Origin of the sequence: Delftia sp. Cs1-4 (genome assembly GCF_000214395.1) — a bacterium.
Taxonomy (GTDB): domain Bacteria; phylum Pseudomonadota; class Gammaproteobacteria; order Burkholderiales; family Burkholderiaceae_C; genus Comamonas; species Comamonas acidovorans.
Window position 1 is genome coordinate 178850 of sequence record NC_015563.1, and the last position, 20320, is coordinate 199169.

Consider the following 20320-nt stretch of genomic DNA (forward strand, 5'->3'; position numbering starts at 1 on the left):
CTCAGGTTGAAGACGGGGCCTGGCCGCGCCGCTCCGCCGCCAGGGGCTGCATGAAGCTTTGCGCCAGCTGGGGATGGCGCTGCACGATGTCGCGCAGCCCGGCCACATAGTCGGGCTGGTCGGCATGGCTGGCGCTGACCACCTGCCGCGCAAAGATGGCCGCCACCACGGCGGCGGTCTCGGGCGCCTGCACCTGGCTGCGCAGGAAATGCAGCACGCGCGTCTTGCTGGCACGCGCGCGGTGCACCTGGCTGAGCACGGCCAGGAAGTAGGGCTGCAGCTCCTGCAGGCGCGCCGCGCGCTGCGGCGCGGGCTCGTCGGGCAGGGCGAGCAGCCATTGCGTGACGAACAGCTGCACGCTGGTGGCGGGGTGCTGGGCCAGGCGCGTGAGGAAGAGGCTGGCCTCGGGCGCGCTCATGTGCTGCGCGAGCCGCTGGCGGCCCAATGCCTGCACCCAGGGCTGGGCGTGATCGACCCAGCCGAGCAGCAGCTGCGGCGACAGGGCGCCGTCCGGCAGCCGCTGGCCGAACATCTCGCGTGCGTACTGCTGCGTGTCGGCAAACAGGGCGTCGGCCAGCGGCATCAGCTGTTCGGCCTGCTCGGGCAGGGTCCGGTCCATGGGGGTGAGCTGCGCATCGATGCTCTGGCGGCTCAAGGCGCGCACGTCGGCATCGGCATGCCGGGCCAGCGTGGACCATTGGCGCAGCGTGTAGGCCTGCAGGTCCAGCGACTTCAGGCCCCAGGCGCCGTAGCGCTGTGCGCCCTTGGCCTGCGCCTGCAGGGCGCGCCAGATGCCCGAGGCATCGCGGGCCGGGGCCACGGCGGCCAGCGGGCCGGTGAGCAGCCGCAGCGCCGCGTCGTGAACGCCTTCGGCCTTTTCCGCGCGGAACAGCATCTCGTGCAGGCGTTCGGCGATCTGGGCGTTGCAGCGTGTGTTGTACAGGGGGGTGCCGGCCAGGCGTTCGACCAGGGGCGCTGCCGCTGCGCGCAAGGCGGCATGCGGTGATACGGCGAATTCGGCCAGCATGGCGGCCTGCTCGCACAGCAGGTCATCGGCGAGGCTGCCCATGAGCCGGATGCCGCAGGCCATGCGCGCAGGTTCCTCGGATTCCAGCAGCCCGCGCAACGCCGCCGGGGGCAGGGTCTGCAGGCCCTGCGGATGCGCCAGCAGCCAGGCGGTGGCCATCTCCACCAGCGCCGTCACCGAGTGCGCCAGCAGGTGGTGCAGCGGCGGGGCCGGGACGCTGGCGGCCTGCGCAGCCAGCGGACCGTTGCCATCGAACAGTGCCTGCACGGCATCGCGGATATCGGCCAGCGCGGGGCTTTCGGCGTCCAGCGTGGGCAGCGCCGCCAGCAAGGCCAGGGCCACGGCTGCACCATCGGCATAAAACAGCAGGGCCAGGCCCTGGGTGCGCGAGCTGGCGGCCGGTGACAGCAGCAGGGCTGCCACCAGTTCGGCATCGCGCGCGGCGCCTGCGCGGTCACGCGACAGCCAGGCGCCCAGGTAGCTGGCGGCAGGCCCGTCGCCGCATTGCGCAAGCGCCAGCAGCCAGGGCCGGCGTGCCGCATCGTCGGTCAGCGAGACCATGCGCTGCTGCGCGATCTGAAGGCCCAGCGCAGCCGCCGGTGCATAGGTTTTGTGCAGCAGCGGCGCGGTGGCCGCTGCATCGAGGCCGTCCAGAAAGGCCTTCTGGTCCTGCAGGGCGCGCGTGAGCGACCACAGCAGCAGCGTGGACTGCGAATGGCCCACCAGTTGCAGCAGTTGCCCGGGGTGGGCATCCCACATGGCCGAAAGCCCTTCCACGCGCTGCGCAGGCAGCTGCTGCAGGTCCAGCGGCTCGTCGGTGTACCAGGTGTGGGCGCGTGCCGAGGCATGCAGTTGCGGCCAGCGCGGCAGCAGCAGCCGGGCGGCGAGCAGCCAGCGCGATTCGGGCAGGCGGCCGGAGCGCGAGGTAGGCAGGCCCGCGCAGCAGCGGTCCATGGCCTGGAGCAGGGCTGCGGCATGGGCGGCGCTTTCGCTGTGGTCGGCCGAGGCCATGCGCCGCAGCTGGCGCCAGCCGCGCAGGCGCAGGTACAGCGAGGTGTCGCGGCTGAAGACGGCACCCTCGTCGCGCGGGCCATCGAAGCGCGCATGCAGCACGGCCAGCAAGGCGTGGTCGCGCCGCCACTCGGCACGCTTGTGGATGCGCCGCAGGGCCGGCCACCAGGCGCGTGTGAAGGGGATGCGCTCCATCCAGGCCAGCAGCTGCTGGTGGACGGCGCCGTCGTGCGCGCCCAGCGCATCGGCCGCCAGCAGCGCCTGTGGCCCAAGTGCCTGGAAGAAGGCCTGTTCGGCCTGCGGTCCGTCCTCTTTCGGGCCGTTTTCCTGCGGGGGAATCCCGGCCCACTGCGCCTGGTACTCCTGCAGCGCCGCCTGGCGCTCCTGCGGCGCGAGCAGCGCCAGCCAGGCCTGGTGCGCCAGATCGCGCGTGGCCTCGCTGGTGCCGCGTTGCGAGAGCGCCTGCAGGGCCACTGCCGCGCCGCCATCGCCCAGGCGCCCGATGAGGTAGGCCAGGCAGTAGTCGAGCAGATCGTCCCCCGTGCCCAGCAGCGCCACCAGGCGTGGAACCTGGGCATGCAGCAGGCGCTGGGCGGCGCCGCCGCGCGCGGGGTCCGCATACTCGGCCAGCCGCCACACCAGCCGGGCCTGCTGGCCCGAGGGCATCAGCCGCCAGGCGCTGCCGTCCAGGCGTTTGCACAGGGCGGAAATGGCGCCGGCCTGCAGGGCCGACTCCGGCAGGCCTGGCGGCACCGTGGCCTGTTCCCGGGCCGGGCCGGGGGAGGGCGCCGGGCCTGCTTCAGCATCCAGCTCCGCAAAGCCCTCATGGGACTGCAGCACATCGCCCGCGCCCAGGCGCTGGCGCAGGTAGGCCAGCGCGCGCTGGCGTGCAGGCTCCAGCGCCTGGGGCAAGGGGGTGAGCGTGCTGTCATCGACCTGCGCGACGACTCCGGCCTTCAATTGCGTGACCTGCAAGGTCACGACATGGCGCGCTGCGGTGGCCGTGGTGTCGCCGCCCGGCATCTCCAGGGCCAGCACCCTCACGGTGCTGATGCGTTCGTTGCGTCCCTGTGGCCGGGACAGTGTGGCGTGAGCAAGCAGATTCATGCGGCAGGCATCCAGTGCTTTTCCATGGAGGGTGTCGGCGTTCGTCGGCAGTAGTCGGCGGCTTTTGGCGGTACCTGGCGGTTCCTGGTGAAACCTGGCCGCCACCCTGGGTCAGATGGCCTTGCAGTGTAGTGGTGGCGTCTTGCAGGTGCGGCAACGCGCGTGTGTCCGTCTGTGCGCGCCTGTCCAGGTCTTTTCAGGTCGTTCCTGGTCAATTGCCGCTGCGCTTGTCCGATCCGGCCAGCAATGTCCCCGGCAAACCGTCCTCAATTTTCGTGGTGTCTTTGCGCGCGGATCTTGACTTCAAGTTCACTTGAACTTGAAGAATGCAACCCATTGTGAGCAACCGCCTGGAAGGCCTCCAGAGCCTGCGGTCCCGCCCCTTTTTCCGGCCCCGCCGCAGCCCCGGCAGCAGGGCCTTGCCCATCCCCCTCAAGGAGAGTCGATCCATGCCCGTTCTTCCACCGCCGCCGTTGCGGCGTGCCCTGTTCGGAGGCGCCCTGGCGGCGCTGGCCCTGCTTGCCGGCTGCCGCCCGCAGGCCGTGGGCGATGCCCACGCCAGCGACGGCCCGCCGCCTGCGCCCGAGGTGCTGGTGAGCGAGGTCGTGCCGGCCAGCGTGCGTGTCTGGGACGAGTTCAACGGCCGCATCGATGCCGTGGAGTCGGTCCAGCTGCGCCCGCGCGTGTCGGGCTATATCGAGCGCATTGCCTTCAGCGAGGGGCAGGAGGTCAGGAAGGGCCAGCTGCTGTTCGTGATCGACCAGCGGCCCTACCGCGCCGCCCTGGCCAGTGCCGAGGCCGAGCTGGAGCGCACGCGTGCAGGCGCCGCGCTGGCCCGCACCCAGGACCAGCGTGCCCGCCAGCTGGTGGCCGAGCATGCCGTCTCGCGCGAGGAAGCCGATACGCGCGCCGGCGCCCTGGCCCAGAGCGCCGCCCAGGTGCGTGCCGCCGAGGCCGCGCTGGCGGCCGCGCGGCTCAACCTGGACTTCACCGAGGTGCGCGCGCCGGTCTCCGGCCGCGCGGGCCGCGCCCTGCTCACCGTGGGCAACCTGGCCCAGGCCGATCAGAGCGTGCTGACCACCGTGGTTTCGCAGGACCCCGTGTATGTCTACTTCGATGCGGATGAGCACAGCTTCCTGCGGCAGCAGCAGGCCGCCAAGGACACCAAGGGGCGGCCCGGCGTGCAGCGGCCCGTGCGCGTGGGGCTGGCTGGCGACGAAGGCTTTCCGCATGCGGGCAGCCTGGACTTCACCGACAACCAGCTCAACGCGGGCACGGGCACGGTGCGCATGCGCGCCCGCCTGCCCAATCCCGACCGCCTGCTGACGCCGGGCCTGTTCGCGCGTGTGCAACTGCAAGACGCGCAGGGCCTGGGCGGCGAGCGGCAGACGCTGCTGATCGACGACAAGGCCGTGCTCACCGACCAGGACCGCAAGTACGTCTATGTGGTGGGCGAGGGCAACAAGGCCGAGCGCCGTGACCTGGAGCTGGGCCGCATGGTCGATGGCCGGCGCGTGGTGGACAAGGGGCTGGCGGCGGGCGACAGCCTGGTGGTCGGCGGCCTGCAGCGCATCTACTACCCCGGCATGCCCATCAGCCCCAAGCCTGCTCCCGGCGACGGGCAGGCGGCGGTGGCCAAGGCGCCGGCCGTGGCCGCGCAGTGAACCGGGAAGCACCATGGACTTCTCCAAATTCTTCATAGACCGGCCGATCTTCGCGGTCGTGCTCTCCATCATCCTGTTCGCCGTGGGGCTGGTCGCGATTCCGCAGCTGCCCGTGGGCGAGTATCCCGAGGTCGTGCCGCCCAGCGTGGTGGTGCGCGCCACCTATCCGGGCGCCAATCCCAAGGAGGTCGCCGAGTCGGTGGCCGTGCCGCTGGAGGAGGCCATCAACGGCGTCGAAGGCCTGATGTACATGAAGTCGGTCGCGGCGTCCGACGGCAGCCTGCAGGTGGTCTCCACCTTCCGCCCCGACGTCGACCCCGACACGGCCGCCGTGCGCGTGCAAAACCGCGTCAGCCAGGCCCAGAGCCGTCTGCCCGAGGAGGTGCGCCAGTTCGGCGTGACCACGCAAAAGCAGTCGTCCACGCCGCTGATGTACGTGGGCCTGGTGTCCCAGGACGGCCAGCATGACGCGCTGTACCTGCGCAACTACGTCACGCTCAAGATCAAGGACGTGCTGGCGCGCATTCCGGGCATTGGCGACGTGGGCATCTACGGCGCGGGCGACTACGCCATGCGCGTGTGGCTGGACCCGGACAAGGTGGCCGCGCGCCAGCTCACGGCGCCCGAGGTGATTGCCGCCATCCGCGAGCAGAACATCCAGGTCTCGGCCGGGCAATTGGGCGCGCAGCCCAGTCCGCAGAGCGCGGACAAGCTGCTGTCCATCAACGTGCGCGGGCGGCTGAAGACGCCCGAGGAATTCGGCAGCATCGTGCTCAAGGGCGGCGCGGACGGCCAGGTCGTGCGCCTGGCCGACGTGGCGCGCATCGAGCTGGGCGCCAGCGACTACACGCTGCGCTCGTGGAGCGACAAGAAGAACATGGCGGCCGTGGGCATCTTCCTGTCGCCGGGCGCCAATGCGCTGGGCGTGGCCGAGCAGGTCTACGCGGCCATGGACAAGCTGTCCCAGGACCTGCCCGAGGGCGTGGCCTTCGAGACGGTCTGGGACCCCACGGTCTTCGTGCGCGACTCCATCAAGGCGGTGCAGAGCACGCTGATCGAGGCCGTCATCCTTGTGGTGCTGGTGGTCATCGTCTTCCTGCAGACCTGGCGCGCCTCCATCATCCCGCTGCTGGCCGTGCCCGTGTCCATCGTCGGCACCTTCGCGGGGCTGTACCTGCTGGGCTACTCCATCAACACGCTGACCCTGTTCGGCCTGGTGCTGGCCATCGGCATCGTGGTGGACGACGCCATCGTCGTGGTGGAGAACGTGGAGCGCTACATCGAGGAAGGGCACACGCCCCTGGAGGCGGCCCACCTGGCGATGAAGGAGGTCTCGGGCCCCATCATCGCCATCGCCCTGGTGCTGTGCGCGGTCTTCGTGCCCATGGCCTTTCTCAGCGGCGTGACGGGTCAGTTCTACAAGCAGTTCGCCGTGACGATTGCCATCTCCACGGTGATCTCGGCCATCAACTCGCTGACGCTGTCGCCCGCGCTGGCGGCCAAGCTGCTGCAGCCGCGCGGCGCGCCGCGCGATCCGCTGGCGCGCGGGCTGGACCGCGGCCTGGGCTGGCTCTTCCGGCCCTTCAACCGCTTCTTCGACCGCAGCGCCCACGGCTATCAGAACTCGGTGGGGCATTCGCTGCGCCGCCGGGGCCTGGTGTTCGCGGTCTATGCGGCGCTGCTGGCGGGCACGGCCGTGCTGTTCCAGGCCGTGCCGGGCGGCTTCATCCCGCTGCAGGACAAGCTGTACCTGTTCGGCGGCGCCAAGCTGCCCGAGGGGGCTTCGCTGAACCGCACGGATGCGGTCACGCGCCAGATGGTCGATGCCGCCAAAAGCGTGGAAGGCGTGGACATGGTCGCCGCCTTCGCGGGCTTCAACGCGCTGCAGTCCACCACCACGCCCAACCTGACCAGCGCCTACATCATGCTCAAGCCCTTCGGCGAGCGCACGCGCAGCGCCGAGGCCATCAATGCCGAGCTGGGCGCCAAGTTCTCGCAGATCGAGGGCGGCTTCGCCTATGCGCTGATGCCCCCGCCCATCCAGGGCCTGGGCAACGGCTCGGGCTACTCGCTGTTCCTGCAGGACCGCGCGGGCCTGGGCTACGCGGCGCTGCAGCAGGCGCTGCAGGCCTTCCAGGCCGAGATCGCCAAAACGCCGGGCATGACCTACCCGGTCAGCAGCTACCAGTCCAACATCCCGCAGCTGGAAGTCAAGGTGGACCGCACCAAGGCCAAGGCCCAGGGCGTGGCGCTGACCGACCTGTTCCAGACGCTGCAGGCCTACCTGGGATCGGTCTACGTCAACGACTTCAACGCCTTCGGCCGCGTCTGGCGCGTGATGCTGCAGGCCGACGCTGACCACCGCCAGACCGTGGAGGACATCGCGCGGCTGCGCACGCGCAATGCGCGCGGCGAGATGGTGCCCATAGGCTCCATGGTCACCGTGGTGCCCAGCTTCGGCCCCGACCCGGTGCTGCGCTACAACGGCTTTCCGGCGGCCGATCTGATCGGCGACTCCGACCCGCGCGTGCTGTCCTCGGGCGAGGTGCTGGCCAAGCTCCAGGAGATCGCGCAGCGCACGCTGCCGCGCGGCATCGAGCTGGCCTGGACCGACCTGAGCTACCAGCAGGTGGAGCAGAGCAACGCCGCAGCCGTGGTCTTCGCCATTGCCGTGATGCTGGTCTTCCTGGTGCTGGCCGCGCTCTACGAAAGCTGGACGCTGCCGCTGGCCGTGATCCTCATCGTGCCCGTGTGCATCTGCGCGGCGCTGTTCGGCGTCTGGCTGGCCGGCGGCGACAACAACGTCTTCGTGCAGGTAGGGCTGGTGGTGCTGATGGGGCTGGCCTGCAAGAACGCCATCCTGATCGTGGAATTCGCACGCGAGCTGGAGCTGCGCGGCGTGGGCATCGTCGATGCCGCGCTGCAGGCCTGCCGCCTGCGGCTGCGGCCCATCGTCATGACCTCGATCGCCTTCATCGCGGGTGCCGTGCCCCTGCTCATCGGTGGCGGCGCGGGCAGCGAGGTGCGCGCGGCCACGGGCGTGACGGTGTTCTCGGGAATGCTGGGCGTGACCCTGTTCGGCCTGTTCCTCACGCCGGTGTTCTACGTCACGCTGCGCCGGCTTTCGGGCCGCGCGCTGACGGGGCATGCGCCTGCGCATTCCACCGGGCCTGCCCAGCCCGCCTCCCTGGAGTCCCCACATGCCTGAGATCCGCAAGTCCCTGAGCCGCCACGCGCTGGCGCTGGCATCCGCCGCCCTGGTGGGCGGCTGCGCGGTCGGCCCCGACTTCAAGGCGCCTGCGGCGCCGCGGGCCGCAGCGCAGTTCGCGCGGGCCGAGCCTGCACCGGCCACCCCCCAGGCCGAGCCCGATGCCGCCTTCTGGCGCCAGTTCCAGGACCCGCAGCTGACGCAGCTGGTGGAGCGCGCGCTGGGCGACAACCAGGACCTGCAGGTGGCGCTGGCGCGGCTGGACGGTGCCCAGGCGCTGCTGCGCGAAAGCCGCTTCGACCAGCTGCCCACGGTCACGATGTCGGGCCGGGCCACGCAGCAAAAGCTCAGCGAGAGCGAGGCCTTCTACGGGCCGCGCAGCCAGCGCAGCTACACCGCCGGATTGGCCGCCAGCTGGGAGATCGACGTGTTCGGCCGCGTGCGGCGCAGCATCGAGGCGCGGCATGCCGACCTGCGCGCCGATGCGGCCGACCTGGCGGCCCTGCAGGTGGCCATTGCGGCCCAGGTGGCGGGCAGCTACGCCGACCTGCGCGGCTGGCAGCAGCGCCTGGCCTTGGCGCAGGCCAATGCGGCCAACCAGCAGGACACGCTGCGCCTGGTGCAGCTGCGCCTGGCGCACGGCAGCGGCACCGAGTTCGACCTGGCGCGTGCCCAGGCCCAGCTGGAGGCCACGCGCTCGCGCATTCCCGCGCTGCAGGCGCAGATCGCCATGGCGCAGCACCGGCTGGCCGTGCTCACGGGCCAGGTGCCCGAGGCGCTGATTGCCGCGCTGGATGTGCCTGCCGCCCTGCCGCAGCTGCCGCCGGCCATCGACCCGGGCACGCCGGCCGGCCTGCTGCGCCGGCGTCCGGACGTGGCCGTGGCCGAGGCACGGCTGCATGCGGCCACGGCACGCATCGGCGTGGCCACGGCCGACCTGTTCCCGCGCCTGTCGCTGGGCGGGCTGCTGGGCAGCACGGCGTTGCACGGCGGCGCGCTGTTCGAGGGCGCCAGCGCCCGCAGCAGCGTGTTCCTGGGCGTGGACTGGTCCTTTCTCGACGTGGGCCGCGTGCGGGCGCGCATCGCGGCCAGCGAGGCCGGCGCCCAGGCTGCGCTGGCCCAGTACCAGCAGACCGTGCTGCTGGCGCTGGAGGACACGGAGAACGCCCTGGTGCGCCTGCAGCGCACGCGCAGCGAAGACGCCCACCTGGCCCAGGCCGCCGAGCAGCGCCAGCGTGCCGAGCAACTGGCGCTGCGCCGCTACCACCTGGGCAGCGTGGGCCTGTACGAAGTGCTGGATGCGCAGCGCGACCTGTATGCGGCCCAGGACGCGGCCGCCGACAGCCGTGCGCGCGGCCTGCGCGCCGCCGTGGCGCTGTACCAGGCCCTGGCCGGTGGCTGGGACGGAAAGCTGCCGCCGGCCTGAGCGTGCGGCGCGCATTGCCACAAGGGACGGCCAGGCGCCGTCCCTTTTTTCTTGTGCGGCGCCCCCGGTGAAAACCACGAGGACCAGGGGCTTGCCTCATTTTTTTCTTATCGGATAATTTTCTCATTGGAAAAAAATGGAGCGATGGATGATGGAAAGCCAGGTTCTGGATTTCGCGGTGATCGGTGGCGGCATGGCCGGTGCCTCGGTGGCCTGGCGGCTGGCCGGGGGTGGCGCCTCGGTGGTGGTGCTGGAACGCGAGCCGCAGCCCGGATACCACGCCACGGGCCGCTCGGCCGCCATGTTCATGGAGAGCTACGGCACCGCGCAGATACGCGCGCTGACACGCGCCAGCCGTGGCTTCTACAGCGCGCCGCCCGAAGGTTTTTGCGAGCACGCGCTGCTGCAGCCGCGCAGCGTGCTCTACATAGGAACGGCCGGCCAGGAACCCCAGCTGGACGAGGCCCTGGCCATGTACCGCCGCGACGGCCTGCGCGCCGAGCGCATCGACGCGCGCCAGGCCTGCGCCCTGGTGCCCTGCCTGCAGGAGAGCCTGCTCGTGGGCGCCGTGCATGACCTGGACGCCATGGACATCGACGTGGCCGAACTGCACCAGGGCTTTCTGCGCGGCATGGCGCGTGCCGGTGCACGGCTGCGCTGCGGCGCCGAACTGTCGGGCGCCGAGCGTGAGGTGGATGGTGATGGCCAGGGCCTGTGGACCCTGGTGCTGCAGGACGGGTCGCAGGTCCGTGCCCGCGCCGTGGTCAATGCCGCAGGCGCCTGGGCCGATGCCGTGGCCCGGCTGTGCGGCGCGCGGCCGCTGGGCATCGAGCCCCGGCGCCGCTCGGCCTTCACCTTTGCCGCACCTGAGGGCGAGGACATCCACGGCTGGCCTGCCGTGATCGGCGTGGACGAGAGCTTCTACTTCAAGCCCGATGCAGGCCAGCTGCTGGGCTCGCCCGCCAATGCCGATCCCGTGCCGCCGCACGACGTGGTGGCCGAGGAGCTGGACGTGGCCATGGGCATAGACCGCATCGAGACACTGACCCGCCTGCGCATACGCCGGCCGCGCCATGTCTGGGCCGGGCTGCGCAGCTTTGCGCCCGACGACGACTTCGTGATCGGCTGGGATGCGCAGCGCGAGGGATTTTTCTGGCTGGCCGGGCAGGGCGGCTACGGCATACAGACGGCAGCTGGCGCCTCGGCCGCCGCGGCCGCACTGCTGATGCGCGAGCCGCTGCCCGCCGAGCTGCTGGCCCAAGGCGTCGATGCCCTGCGGCTGAGTCCGGCGCGCTTCGCGGCCTGACCCGTCATCGCTTTTTCACCTTTTCAGCCCCCGCAACACACAACAATCCAAGGAGACAGGCATGGGTGCATTCAAGGAAGTGAGCAGGATTGCCGGCGCCTTCGTCGGCGTCATCGTCGGGGCGGGCTTCGCCTCGGGGCAGGAGATATTGCAGTTCTTCGCGGGCTTTGGCGCCATCGGCCTGGCAGGCTGCCTGGTGGCGGCCCTGGCCTTCGTCTTCCTGTCCATGGCGTTCTCCACCATGGGCCAGCGCCTGCAGGCCGGCTCGCACAAGGAAGTGGTGCAGGCCCTTCTGGGCCGGCATGTGGGCATGGTGTTCGATGTGCTGATCACCTTCTTCCTGTTTGCCATCACCGTGGTCATGCTGGCGGGCGCGGGTTCGCTGCTGCACCAGTGGCTGGGCCTGCCCGAGGTCTGGGGCAGCGTGCTGGCCACCGTCGCCACGGTGCTCATCGTCTGCCTGGACGTGGGCCGGGTGATCGCCTTCATCGGCGCCGTCACGCCGCTGCTGGTGTTCATGACCGTGGTGGTCGCCGGCTACGTGCTGCTGACGCCCCACGGCGACATGGCCGCGCTGGAAGCCGCCGCCTCCACCCAGCCCCGGGGCGCGGGCCACTGGCTGGTGGCCGCGCTGCTCTATGTCTCCTACAACGTGGTGGCGGGCATGCCCTTTCTGGTGATCATGGGCGGGCAGGCCAGCTCGCGCCGCGTGGCGCTGTGGGGCGGCGTGGCGGGCGGGCTGCTGCTGGGCCTGCTGATGCTGATGATCGCGGCCGCGATGTACTGGCGCATGGACACGCTGGGCGGCCTGTCCATGCCCATGCTGTCGCTGGCCACGCAGATCTCGCCCTGGCTGGGGCACCTGATGTCGCTGGTCATCTTCGGCATGATCCTCAACACGGCCGTGGGCATGCTCTATGCCTTCGTGGCCCGCATCCTGCCGGCCGGCACGCCGCGTTTTCGCTGGGGCACGGGCGTGGCGGGCGTGCTGGCCCTGGGCGGCAGCTTCGCGGGCTTCATCACGCTGGTGGGCATGGTCTACCCGGTCTATGGCTACATCGGCTTCGCCCTCATGGCCTGCGCGCTGGTGGGCTGGCTGCGCATGGGCCGCAGGCAGGCGCCCGGGGCCGGCCTGCGCGGCGCCTGACGGCCGGGCCTGACCCTAGAATCGGGCGGTCGCCAGCCCCGATCGCCCGCTTCATGCCCAGCCCCCGCACCAGATCCAGCCCCAGGTCCAGCCCCAGGTCCAGCACTCTCCCCACGCCAGACCAGGTCCTCGCCGCCGTGCTGCCGGGCGCCCGCACGGCCGCCGCCATGCCTGCGGGCAAGCACGAAGTGGGCGCCAAGCTGCGCAAGGCGCGCAAGGAGCGTGGCCTGACGCTGCAGCAGGTGGCCGAAAGCAGCGGGCTGGCCGTGTCCACCATCTCCAAGGCCGAGCGCGGCCAGATCGCGCTGAGTTACGAGAAGGTGCTCATGCTGGGCAACGCGCTGGACATCGACATGACACGGCTGTTCATGGTCGGGGACGCCCAGCAGGCGGCCGGCGACACGCCCACCGTGGTCAAGGACTGCTTCGAGGACGTGCAGCGCTACGAGACCGACCAGTACCTCTACAGCGTGCTGTGCGGCGCCTTCCCGGGCAAGAAGATGCAGCCCCTGGTGGCCGTGATCAATGCGCGCGAGGCCGGCGAATTCTCGGAGACCATCCGCCATGCGGGCCAGGAGTTCGTGATGGTGCTCTCGGGCCGGGTGCGCATCCTGTTCGAGAACGGCGAATCGGTGGAGCTGGGCCGCCACGAGGCCGCTTATTTCGACAGCGGCGTGGGCCATGTGTATGTGAGCCTGAGCCGCCAGCCGGCTCAAGTCGTCTCTGTCTGCACCTGAAATGGTTAGCACCCCCTGAGCGGCTGCGCCGCTTCCCCCTCTCTCGCTACGCGGGAGGGGGACGACACCCTCGGTGCGGGGCGGCGCGGCCGGCATAGGCCCTTCCTCGGTGTCTCTGGCGTGGAGGTGCGCTAGTTTCATAGGTCGCGCCTCTTGTTTGGGGCGCAGGCCGTTTTTCTGGGGGAATCCTCGTGCCCGGCACGGCCGCCCCGTAGTTCCTACAATCGCTGCCCATGAGCCTGCCCCAGTACACCCGCGCCAAAGAGCTTCCCACCATCCTTGCCAAGCGCCTCGTCATTCTTGACGGCGCCATGGGCACCATGATCCAGCGCTTCAAGCTGGGAGAGGCCCAGTACCGGGGCCAGGGCTACACGGGCCCCGGCAGCGTGGGCGACCGCTTCAAGGACTTCCCGCATGACGTCAAGGGCAACAACGAGCTGCTGTCGCTCACCCGCCCCGACGTGATCCGCGACATCCATGAGAAGTACCTGGCCGCCGGCGCTGACCTGATCGAGACCAACACCTTCGGCGCGACCACGATTGCGCAGGACGACTACCACATGGCCGATCTGGCGCGCGAGATGAATCTCAAGAGCGCCCAACTGGCCCGCGCGGCCTGCGACAAGTACAGCACGCCCGGCCATCCGCGCTACGTGGCCGGCGCCCTGGGCCCCACGCCCAAGACGGCCAGCATCAGCCCCGACGTGAACGATCCGGGCGCGCGCAACGTGAATTTCGAGCAGCTGCGCCAGGCCTACCTGGAGCAGACGCTGGCGCTGATCGAGGGCGGCTCCGACGTCATCCTGGTCGAGACCATCTTCGACACGCTCAACGCCAAGGCCGCGCTGTTCGCGGTGGACGAGGCCTTCGAGCAAAGCGGCGAATGCCTGCCCATCATGATCAGCGGCACGGTGACCGATGCCTCGGGCCGCATCCTGTCCGGGCAGACGGTGACGGCCTTCTGGCACAGCGTGCGCCATGCCAACCCGCTGTCCATCGGCCTGAACTGCGCGCTGGGCGCGGCGCTGATGCGCCCCTACGTCCAGGAACTGAACAAGGCCGCGCCCGAGACCTTCATCAGCTGCTACCCCAACGCCGGCCTGCCCAATCCCATGAGCGACACGGGCTTTGACGAGACGCCCGAAGTCACCAGCCGCCTGGTGCACGAATTCGCGTCCGAAGGCCTGGTCAACATCGTGGGCGGCTGCTGCGGCACCACGCCGGACCACATCGGCGCCATCGCCAAGGCCGTGGGCAGCACGCCCACGCGCCGCCTGTTCTACCCGGAATCGGCCTGATGGCCCGGGCGGAGCCTCTGACATGAGTTCGCCGCTGCCGCCCGTCCCGTCCCCAGCCGCAGGGCTGCCGCTGCCAGTGTCGGCGCCTGTGCCCGGCCCGGCCGCTGGCGCGCCGGTGGCGCCACAGGCTCCGTCCGCTGCGGTGGCGCCGGCTTCGCGCGCGTCACCCGCTTCCCCCGCGTCATCCGCCTCACCCTCCGTTCCCGTCATGCCGCCAGCGGCCACGGCCGTGCGCTGGTCGCCCGAGATGCTGCAAAGCCTGCGCTTGCAGGCCTTCGAGCAATTGGTGGCCCAGCTGGCGCGCCAGGTCCAGTCCAGCCCCGGCGCGCCCGCGCCGCAGTGGCCGGCCAGCGGCGTGTCCGAGGCGCTGGGCCGGCTGCTGGAGGCCTTGCTGGCCCAAGTAGGTACCCAGCAGGGCCAGGCCCTGCAACTGCTGGCAGCCCAGCCGGGTTCGGCGGCCTTGCTGCAGGCGCTGGCCGCCGGCACGACAGCGGGTGCAGCGGCAGGTACAGCGCCGGCCGGAGGGCAAGCGCAGCCATCCCAGAGTCCGCAGACGGGAACATCAGCCTCTGCCCAGGCCGGCGCTGCGCCGCAGGCGGCGTCTTCCTCGTCTGCACTGCAGGCCGCAGCCTCCCTGCAGCCCGCTGCTGCCGCAGTGACGCTGGCCGTGGCAACCGCCAAGGCCAAGGTGGTGGATGCGCTGCTGGCCGGATCGGGACTGGCGCCGCAGGCCGGTGCCAGCGCGCCTGGAGGTGTTGCAGGCGGCGCCACCCAGACCCTGCCCGCGCTGCAAAGCTGGTGGGTGCAGCAGGGCACGCTGCTGACGCCCCAGGGCGAGCGCGGCTTCACGCTGAGCCTGCAGGTGCCCCAGGCCTGGGCCCAGGCGCAGGGCGCGGCCATGGCGCTGGCGGCCGCATCGGCTTCCGCGCCGGGTGCGGCCCCTTTCACGGCGGCGGCACTGCCTGCGGGCGCTGCGCTGCCCTTGGCGGGCGCGCAGGCCACGGAGCCGGGCCTGCGCCTGCCGCTGGATGCCTCGCTGCAATCGCTGGCCTCGGGGCCGGTGGCCGTGGTGGTGCAGCCGCGTGGCGCCGATGCGCTGCGCACCAGCGCCCTGCTGCTGCTGGAGCTGCAGCCGCTGCGCCAGCCGGGCGGCGCCATGGCGTCGCCGGCCGGCCTGGCCTCGGTGGCTTCGCTGTCGCCCGCGTTCGCGCAGGAGGTGCAGCAGATGCTGCAGCAGCGCAACGATCCCTGGCTGCACATGGCGGCGGCCCAGGCCTCGGGCGCTTTGCCGCGCGAGCGCCGCGCCTTCGAGCACCAGTCGCATTTCTGCACCACCGAAGGCTGCCAGTACGAGGGCCGCGCGCCCTGCGCCCAGCCTTTTTGCAGCGAGATGAACCGTCTCTGGGACGTGTCGCGCACCGAGCGCAGCCGCTGACGACCTGGCCCCGGCCCGGGGCCGCCACGCTACGAAACTGACCGGGCCTGACGGTGGCGTGGTCATCGCCGGCCCCAGCTTTCATAATGCCGGCTGTCGTTCGCCATCTGCGCGGATGACGTCTTTGGCCGGGATGTGCAATGAATGTGCAGCGATCATGCTGCGATCTGCATCCTGGCTGCCTCCAAGTCGCTGCAAGCCACCAGCCCGCCGCGCACCTTCCAGCCACCTCTGTCGTGGCAACCCCCGTCGCCGTTTGCGCATGCCCCCGGGCCGCGCCGGTGTTGTGCCATCTTTCATTTCCAGGAACCCGTTCAGGATGCGTTGTACCTCCCGCTTGACCCTTGCTTCTCTCGCCGTTGCGGCTGCCCTGCCGGTGGCTGCCCAGTCATCTGCCACAGGCTCCAACGTCACCATCAGCGGTTATCTCGACGCTGGCGTGTTCCGGGATTTCGACAAGACCAGCAAGCTGGGCACGATTCAGCGCAGCAACCTGGCGATTGCCGGTTTCGAGGACCTGGGCGGTGGCCTGAAGGCCACCTTCCGGCTGAGCACGCGTTTCGACCTGGACACGGGCCTGACCGAGGACTATCCGAAGAAGCCCTTCTGGCATGACGAGTCCACCGTGGGCCTGCAGGGCAGCTGGGGCCATCTGCGCCTGGGCCGCGCGCTCAGCGCCATGTGGAGCCAGGAGTGGCAGTTCGATCCCTGGGGCAACTTCAACCGCATCGCCTCGCCGGCCTGGCACATGGCCCACTACCTGACGCCGACCGACCGCGCCAGCAACAACGGCTCGCCCGAGTACGGCCGCATGTCCAACGGCGTGTTCTACGACTCGCCCAAGTTCGGCGGCTTTTCGCTGCACCTGAGCGCCTCGCCCGAGCGCACCGAGGCGCCGGGCCGCCAGGGCCGTGCGCGCTCGGTGTCGGTCAACTACGACCAGGGCGCGGTGGCGGCCATGCTGGCGCACGAGCGCAACGGCAGCGGCGACACCGACCTGTACATGGGCGGCAAGTACCGCATCGGCACGGCAGCGGTGATGCTGGCCTATGACCGCAGCAAGTCGGGCACGCCCGGCACGGGGCCCGACAAGTCGCGCATGGTCTCGCTGGGCGCCACCTACGGCATCGGTGCGACCACGCTCAAGGCCAGCTATGCACGCCAGCGCCTGGACCGCGATACCAACAACATGCTGTCGCTGGGCGCCGAGTACGCGCTGTCCAAGCGCACCATGCTCTACACCAGCCTGGGACACCAGCGCTACGAGAACCAGAGCTCGCGCACGGCCTTCGGCGTGGGCATGGCCCATTCCTTCTGATCAATGCGCTTCCCAGCGGCCTGACTGGGCAGCGCTGGTGATCCTGGCCAGGCCTGGAGCCGGCATGGGCTGAGGGGTGGCGGGCAGGGCGGTGAGTTCCAGGCCTTGCTCCAGCTTGAAGACGCTCACGGCCTGCTGCAGGCCATAGGCCTGCTCCTGCAGGGACTGGGCGGCGGCGGCGGCTTCCTCGACCAGGGCGGCGTTTTGCTGGGTGACCTGGTCCATCTGCGAGATGGCCTGGTTGATCTGCTCCAGGCCCGCCGTCTGCTCGACGCTGGCGGCCGTGATCTCTCCCATGATGTCGGTCACGTTGCGCACGCTGCTGACGATGTTCTGCATGGTCTGCCCGGCCTGGGCGACCAGGGCAGAGCCGGTGCTGACCTTGCCGTTGGAGTCCTCGATGAGGAGCTTGATCTCCTTGGCCGCATCGGCGCAGCGCCGCGCCAAGGCGCGCACTTCGGCAGCCACCACGGCAAACCCACGGCCCTGCTCGCCCGCGCGGGCCGCTTCCACGGCCGCGTTGAGCGCGAGGATGTTGGTCTGAAAGGCGATGGCGTCGATCACGCCGATGATGTCGGCGATCTTGCGCGAGGAGGCATGGATGGCGCCCATGGTGTCCACCACCTGGGAGACCACCTCGCCGCCTTGCTGGGCGACGGCCGAGGCCGAGGCCGCCAGCTGGTTGGCCTGGCGCGCGTTGTCGGTGTTCTGACGCACCGTGACGGTGAGCTGCTCCATGGAGGCAGCGGTTTCTTCCAGCGAGCTGGCCTGGTGCTCGGTGCGCACCGAAAGATCGTTGTTGCCCGAGGCGATCTGGCTGGAGGCCGTGGCGATCGAGTCCGTGCCACTGCGCACCTGCCGGACGATGTGGATGAGGCTCTGGTCCATGCGGTGCAGTGCGTGCAGCAGCTGGCCTGTCTCGTCGGTGGTGGTGGCCTGGATGCGGCGCGTCAGGTCGCCTTCGGCCACGGCCTGGGCCACGCCCAGGGCCTCGTTCAGCGGACGCGCCACGATGCGCGCCAGCGTGAGCGCCAGGGCCAGCCCCAGCAAAATGCTGGCTCCCAGCAGGCCGACCACCCAGATGCGTGCGCTGCGGTAGAGGGCGTTGGCATGGTCGTTGGCCTGCTGTCCGCCTTCGTGGTCGATCTGCACCATGCGGTCGATCTGGTCATACAGGCGCCGGCTCAGCTCCAGCGATTCGCCCTGGGCCAGCACCAGGGCTTCGTCCTTGCGGCCATTGCGCGCCAGGGCCATGACCATGGCGTGCTCCTTGGCGTACTCGTTGCGCAGCCGGCCCAGTTCGTCGTAGGCGGCCTTCTCCGGCGCGGAACTGATGAAGCTGGCGTAGTTGTCGTAGCTGGTCTGGGTCTTCTTCCACAGCTCGCCCATGATCCTGTCGAAGGCACCGATGTCCTGCTCGCTGGTGGATATCAGGTACTGCAGCTCGTTGACGCGGTAGCGGGCCGTGGTGGCGCGGATGTCGAGCAACATGCGTGATGAAGGCATCCAGCGCGTGGCGATATCGATGGACGCCTGGTTGATCCGGCTGAGCTGCAGCACGGCATAGAGGCCCACGAAGGTGGTCAGCGCCAGGACGGCCACGAAGGCCAGCAGCAGCTTGGAGGAGATCTTGAGATTGCGAAAGGCTTGCATGGCGAAGTCCTGTAGGCGTGTCCCTTGAACGGCAAGGGGGAAAAAGGCGTGCAGCAGGGCGCACCTTGCCTGCCGTGCAGAGCAAGGTGGAACGGGTATCAGCGAAAGAGAAAACGAGGGCCGCAGTGCCCGCTCAGGGGGGGAACCAGCCCGAGGTCCGGCAGATGCGGCCCTTGATGCGGGGCCTCATGGCACAGGCCCTGTCCGTGCGCCTGCGCTGCGGCGGGCGCTTCGCGGGCATGCCGCAGCAGCGGGGAAGATGCAGAGGATTGCGAACCATCCGCCTGCACCGTTTGGCAAGCGGATACCCGCTGCAGCCAGGCGTTCGGCGGCGGCTGCCGCGCGCTGGGGGCGGGCATTGCGGGTAGTTGTCCTAGGGACTTCGGACAGGGAAAAAGTGGCTATCTGCATCTGTGGTGGGGATTATTTCCGCACCGTCTGAGGATGAGGATGCCCACCATCTGATTTTGGATAGGACGTGTCCTAAAAGCCGTTTGCAGGCCCGCAGCCAAGCCATCCGCGTCTGCGGATGGCCGGTTTCAAGGCATCGGAAACTTCAGCGCATCAAGGCGACCGGCGTCTGTCGCCAGTCGCTCAGACCACGCCCTTGCCGCGCAGGGCCTGCAGCTGCTGCGCATCCAGGCCCAGGCGCTCGCGCAGCACCTCGTCCGTGTGCTGGCCCAGGGCCGGCGGCGCATGGCGCAGCGTGGTGGGCGTGTCCGACAGGCGCAGCGGGCTGGCCGTGGTCACCACGCGGTTGATGGTCTCGCCCGCAGGCGGCGTGGCGCCCGGATAGCGCTCCTGCTCCACGCGCAGGCCGCGCGCGCGCACCTGCGCATCGTCGAAGGCCTGGCCGATGTGGTTGATGGGGCCGCAGGGCACGGCCTTGTCCTCCAGCAGCGCGATCCACTCGGCCGTGGGCCGGCCGCGCGTGAGTTCGGCCATCAGCGGGATCAGCGCATCGCGGTGGATGACGCGGCCGGCATTGGTGGCAAAGCGCTCGTCGCGCGCCCAGTCCACGCCGGCCGCCCCGCAAAAGCGCGCGAACTGGCCGTCGTTGCCTATGGCCAGCAGCATGCGGCCGTCGGCCGTGGGGAAGTCCTGGTAGGGCACGACGCTGGGGTGGGTGTTGCCCTGGCGGCCCGGCACATGGCCGGTGTTCAGGAAGCCCGCGCCCTGGTTGGCCAGCACGGCCATGGCCACGTCCAGCAAGGCCATGTCGATGTGCTGGCCCCGGCCTGTGTGGTGGCGCGCCTCCACGGCGCCCAGGATGGCCGTGGTCGCATACATGCCGGTGAACAGGTCGATCACGGCCACGCCCACGCGCAGCGGGCCGCCGCCGGGCTCGCTGTCGGCGCGGCCCGTGATGCTCATGAGGCCGCTCATGGCCTGCACCAGCAGGTCGTAGCCGGCGCGCGGCGCATAGGGCCCGGTCTGTCCGAAGCCCGTGACCGAGCAGTAGATCAGGCGCGGGTTCAGCGCGCTCAGCGAGGCGTAGTCCAGGCCGTAGCGCTTGAGGCCTCTGGTCTTGAAGTTCTCCACCACCACATCGCTTTGCATGGCCAGTTCGCGGATCAGCTGCTGGCCCTCGGCCGTGGCCATGTCCACGGTGACCGAGCGCTTGTTGCGGTTGCAGGCCGCGAAGTACACGGCGTTGTCCGAGGGATTGCCTTGCGCATCGGGGAAGAAGGGCGGGCCCCAGTGGCGCGTGTCGTCGCCCTCGCCGGGCTTTTCGATCTTGATCACGTCGGCCCCCATGTCGGCCAGGTTCTGGGTGCACCAGGGGCCGGCCAGCACGCGCGAGAGGTCGAGCACGCGCAGATGGCCCAGCGCTCCTGCGGTCTGGGTGGCCGTGTTGTTGATGGGGCTGGGGGAGGGGGTTTCTGTGTGGTTCATGGGCTGAGGCGGCTATCCCGGGCAGATGGGCCCATGCTACGGCGCGCGGGCCTGCTGCGGCTTCGCATTTGTGAAAGCGCGCGTTCG

General features: G+C 70.2%; 12 protein-coding genes. 9 read left to right on the plus strand and 3 right to left on the minus strand.

What is annotated here, in order from left to right:
• Window position 1: 1 nt before the first annotated feature.
• The gene (locus DELCS14_RS00800) at window positions 2–3145 is read right to left on the minus strand and encodes a hypothetical protein (RefSeq protein ID WP_013800056.1); all 3144 of its coding nucleotides are present in this window, start codon (window positions 3143–3145) and stop codon (window positions 2–4) included.
• Window positions 3146–3594: 449 nt separating this feature from the next.
• Here DELCS14_RS00800 and DELCS14_RS00805 point away from each other — a divergent pair, with 449 nt between their 5' ends.
• From DELCS14_RS00805 to DELCS14_RS00845, 9 genes are all read left to right on the plus strand, one after another.
• Window positions 3595–4809 (plus strand): efflux RND transporter periplasmic adaptor subunit, encoded by a 1215-nt coding sequence (locus DELCS14_RS00805; protein WP_013800057.1) that lies wholly within the window; start codon window positions 3595–3597, stop codon window positions 4807–4809.
• A 13-nt stretch (window positions 4810–4822) separates the two neighbouring features.
• On the plus strand, window positions 4823–8017 hold the full coding sequence (locus tag DELCS14_RS00810) for a multidrug efflux RND transporter permease subunit (RefSeq protein ID WP_013800058.1): 3195 nt from the start codon (window positions 4823–4825) through the stop codon (window positions 8015–8017).
• On the plus strand, window positions 8010–9443 hold the full coding sequence (locus DELCS14_RS00815; protein ID WP_013800059.1) for an efflux transporter outer membrane subunit: 1434 nt from the start codon (window positions 8010–8012) through the stop codon (window positions 9441–9443). Before DELCS14_RS00810 ends, DELCS14_RS00815 begins: the two co-directional genes overlap by 8 nt.
• A gap of 151 nt (window positions 9444–9594) precedes the next feature.
• The gene (locus DELCS14_RS00820) at window positions 9595–10749 is read left to right on the plus strand and encodes an FAD-dependent oxidoreductase (RefSeq protein WP_013800060.1); all 1155 of its coding nucleotides are present in this window, start codon (window positions 9595–9597) and stop codon (window positions 10747–10749) included.
• 61 nt (window positions 10750–10810) lie between these two features.
• Entirely contained in the window at window positions 10811–11896 is a 1086-nt protein-coding gene (locus DELCS14_RS00825) for a membrane protein (protein ID WP_013800061.1), read from the plus strand.
• Between the two features lie 53 nt (window positions 11897–11949).
• Window positions 11950–12633: an XRE family transcriptional regulator gene (locus DELCS14_RS00830; protein ID WP_012202107.1), complete on the plus strand. Its 684-nt coding sequence runs from the start codon at window positions 11950–11952 to the stop codon at window positions 12631–12633.
• Between the two features lie 233 nt (window positions 12634–12866).
• On the plus strand, window positions 12867–13931 hold the full coding sequence (locus DELCS14_RS00835; RefSeq protein ID WP_013800062.1) for a homocysteine S-methyltransferase family protein: 1065 nt from the start codon (window positions 12867–12869) through the stop codon (window positions 13929–13931).
• Window positions 13932–13953: 22 nt separating this feature from the next.
• Window positions 13954–15366, plus strand: coding sequence for a hypothetical protein (locus DELCS14_RS00840; RefSeq protein ID WP_043795648.1), 1413 nt, complete (start codon window positions 13954–13956; stop codon window positions 15364–15366).
• 319 nt (window positions 15367–15685) lie between these two features.
• Window positions 15686–16684 (plus strand): porin, encoded by a 999-nt coding sequence (locus tag DELCS14_RS00845; RefSeq protein ID WP_012202110.1) that lies wholly within the window; start codon window positions 15686–15688, stop codon window positions 16682–16684.
• Here DELCS14_RS00845 and DELCS14_RS00850 read toward each other — a convergent pair whose 3' ends face one another.
• Complete coding sequence (locus DELCS14_RS00850) at window positions 16685–18337, minus strand: methyl-accepting chemotaxis protein (protein ID WP_013800064.1); 1653 nt, start codon at window positions 18335–18337, stop codon at window positions 16685–16687.
• A gap of 594 nt (window positions 18338–18931) precedes the next feature.
• A complete protein-coding gene (locus DELCS14_RS00855; protein ID WP_013800065.1) occupies window positions 18932–20233 on the minus strand; it encodes a CaiB/BaiF CoA-transferase family protein in 1302 nt (433 codons plus the stop codon).
• Window positions 20234–20320 lie beyond the last annotated feature (87 nt).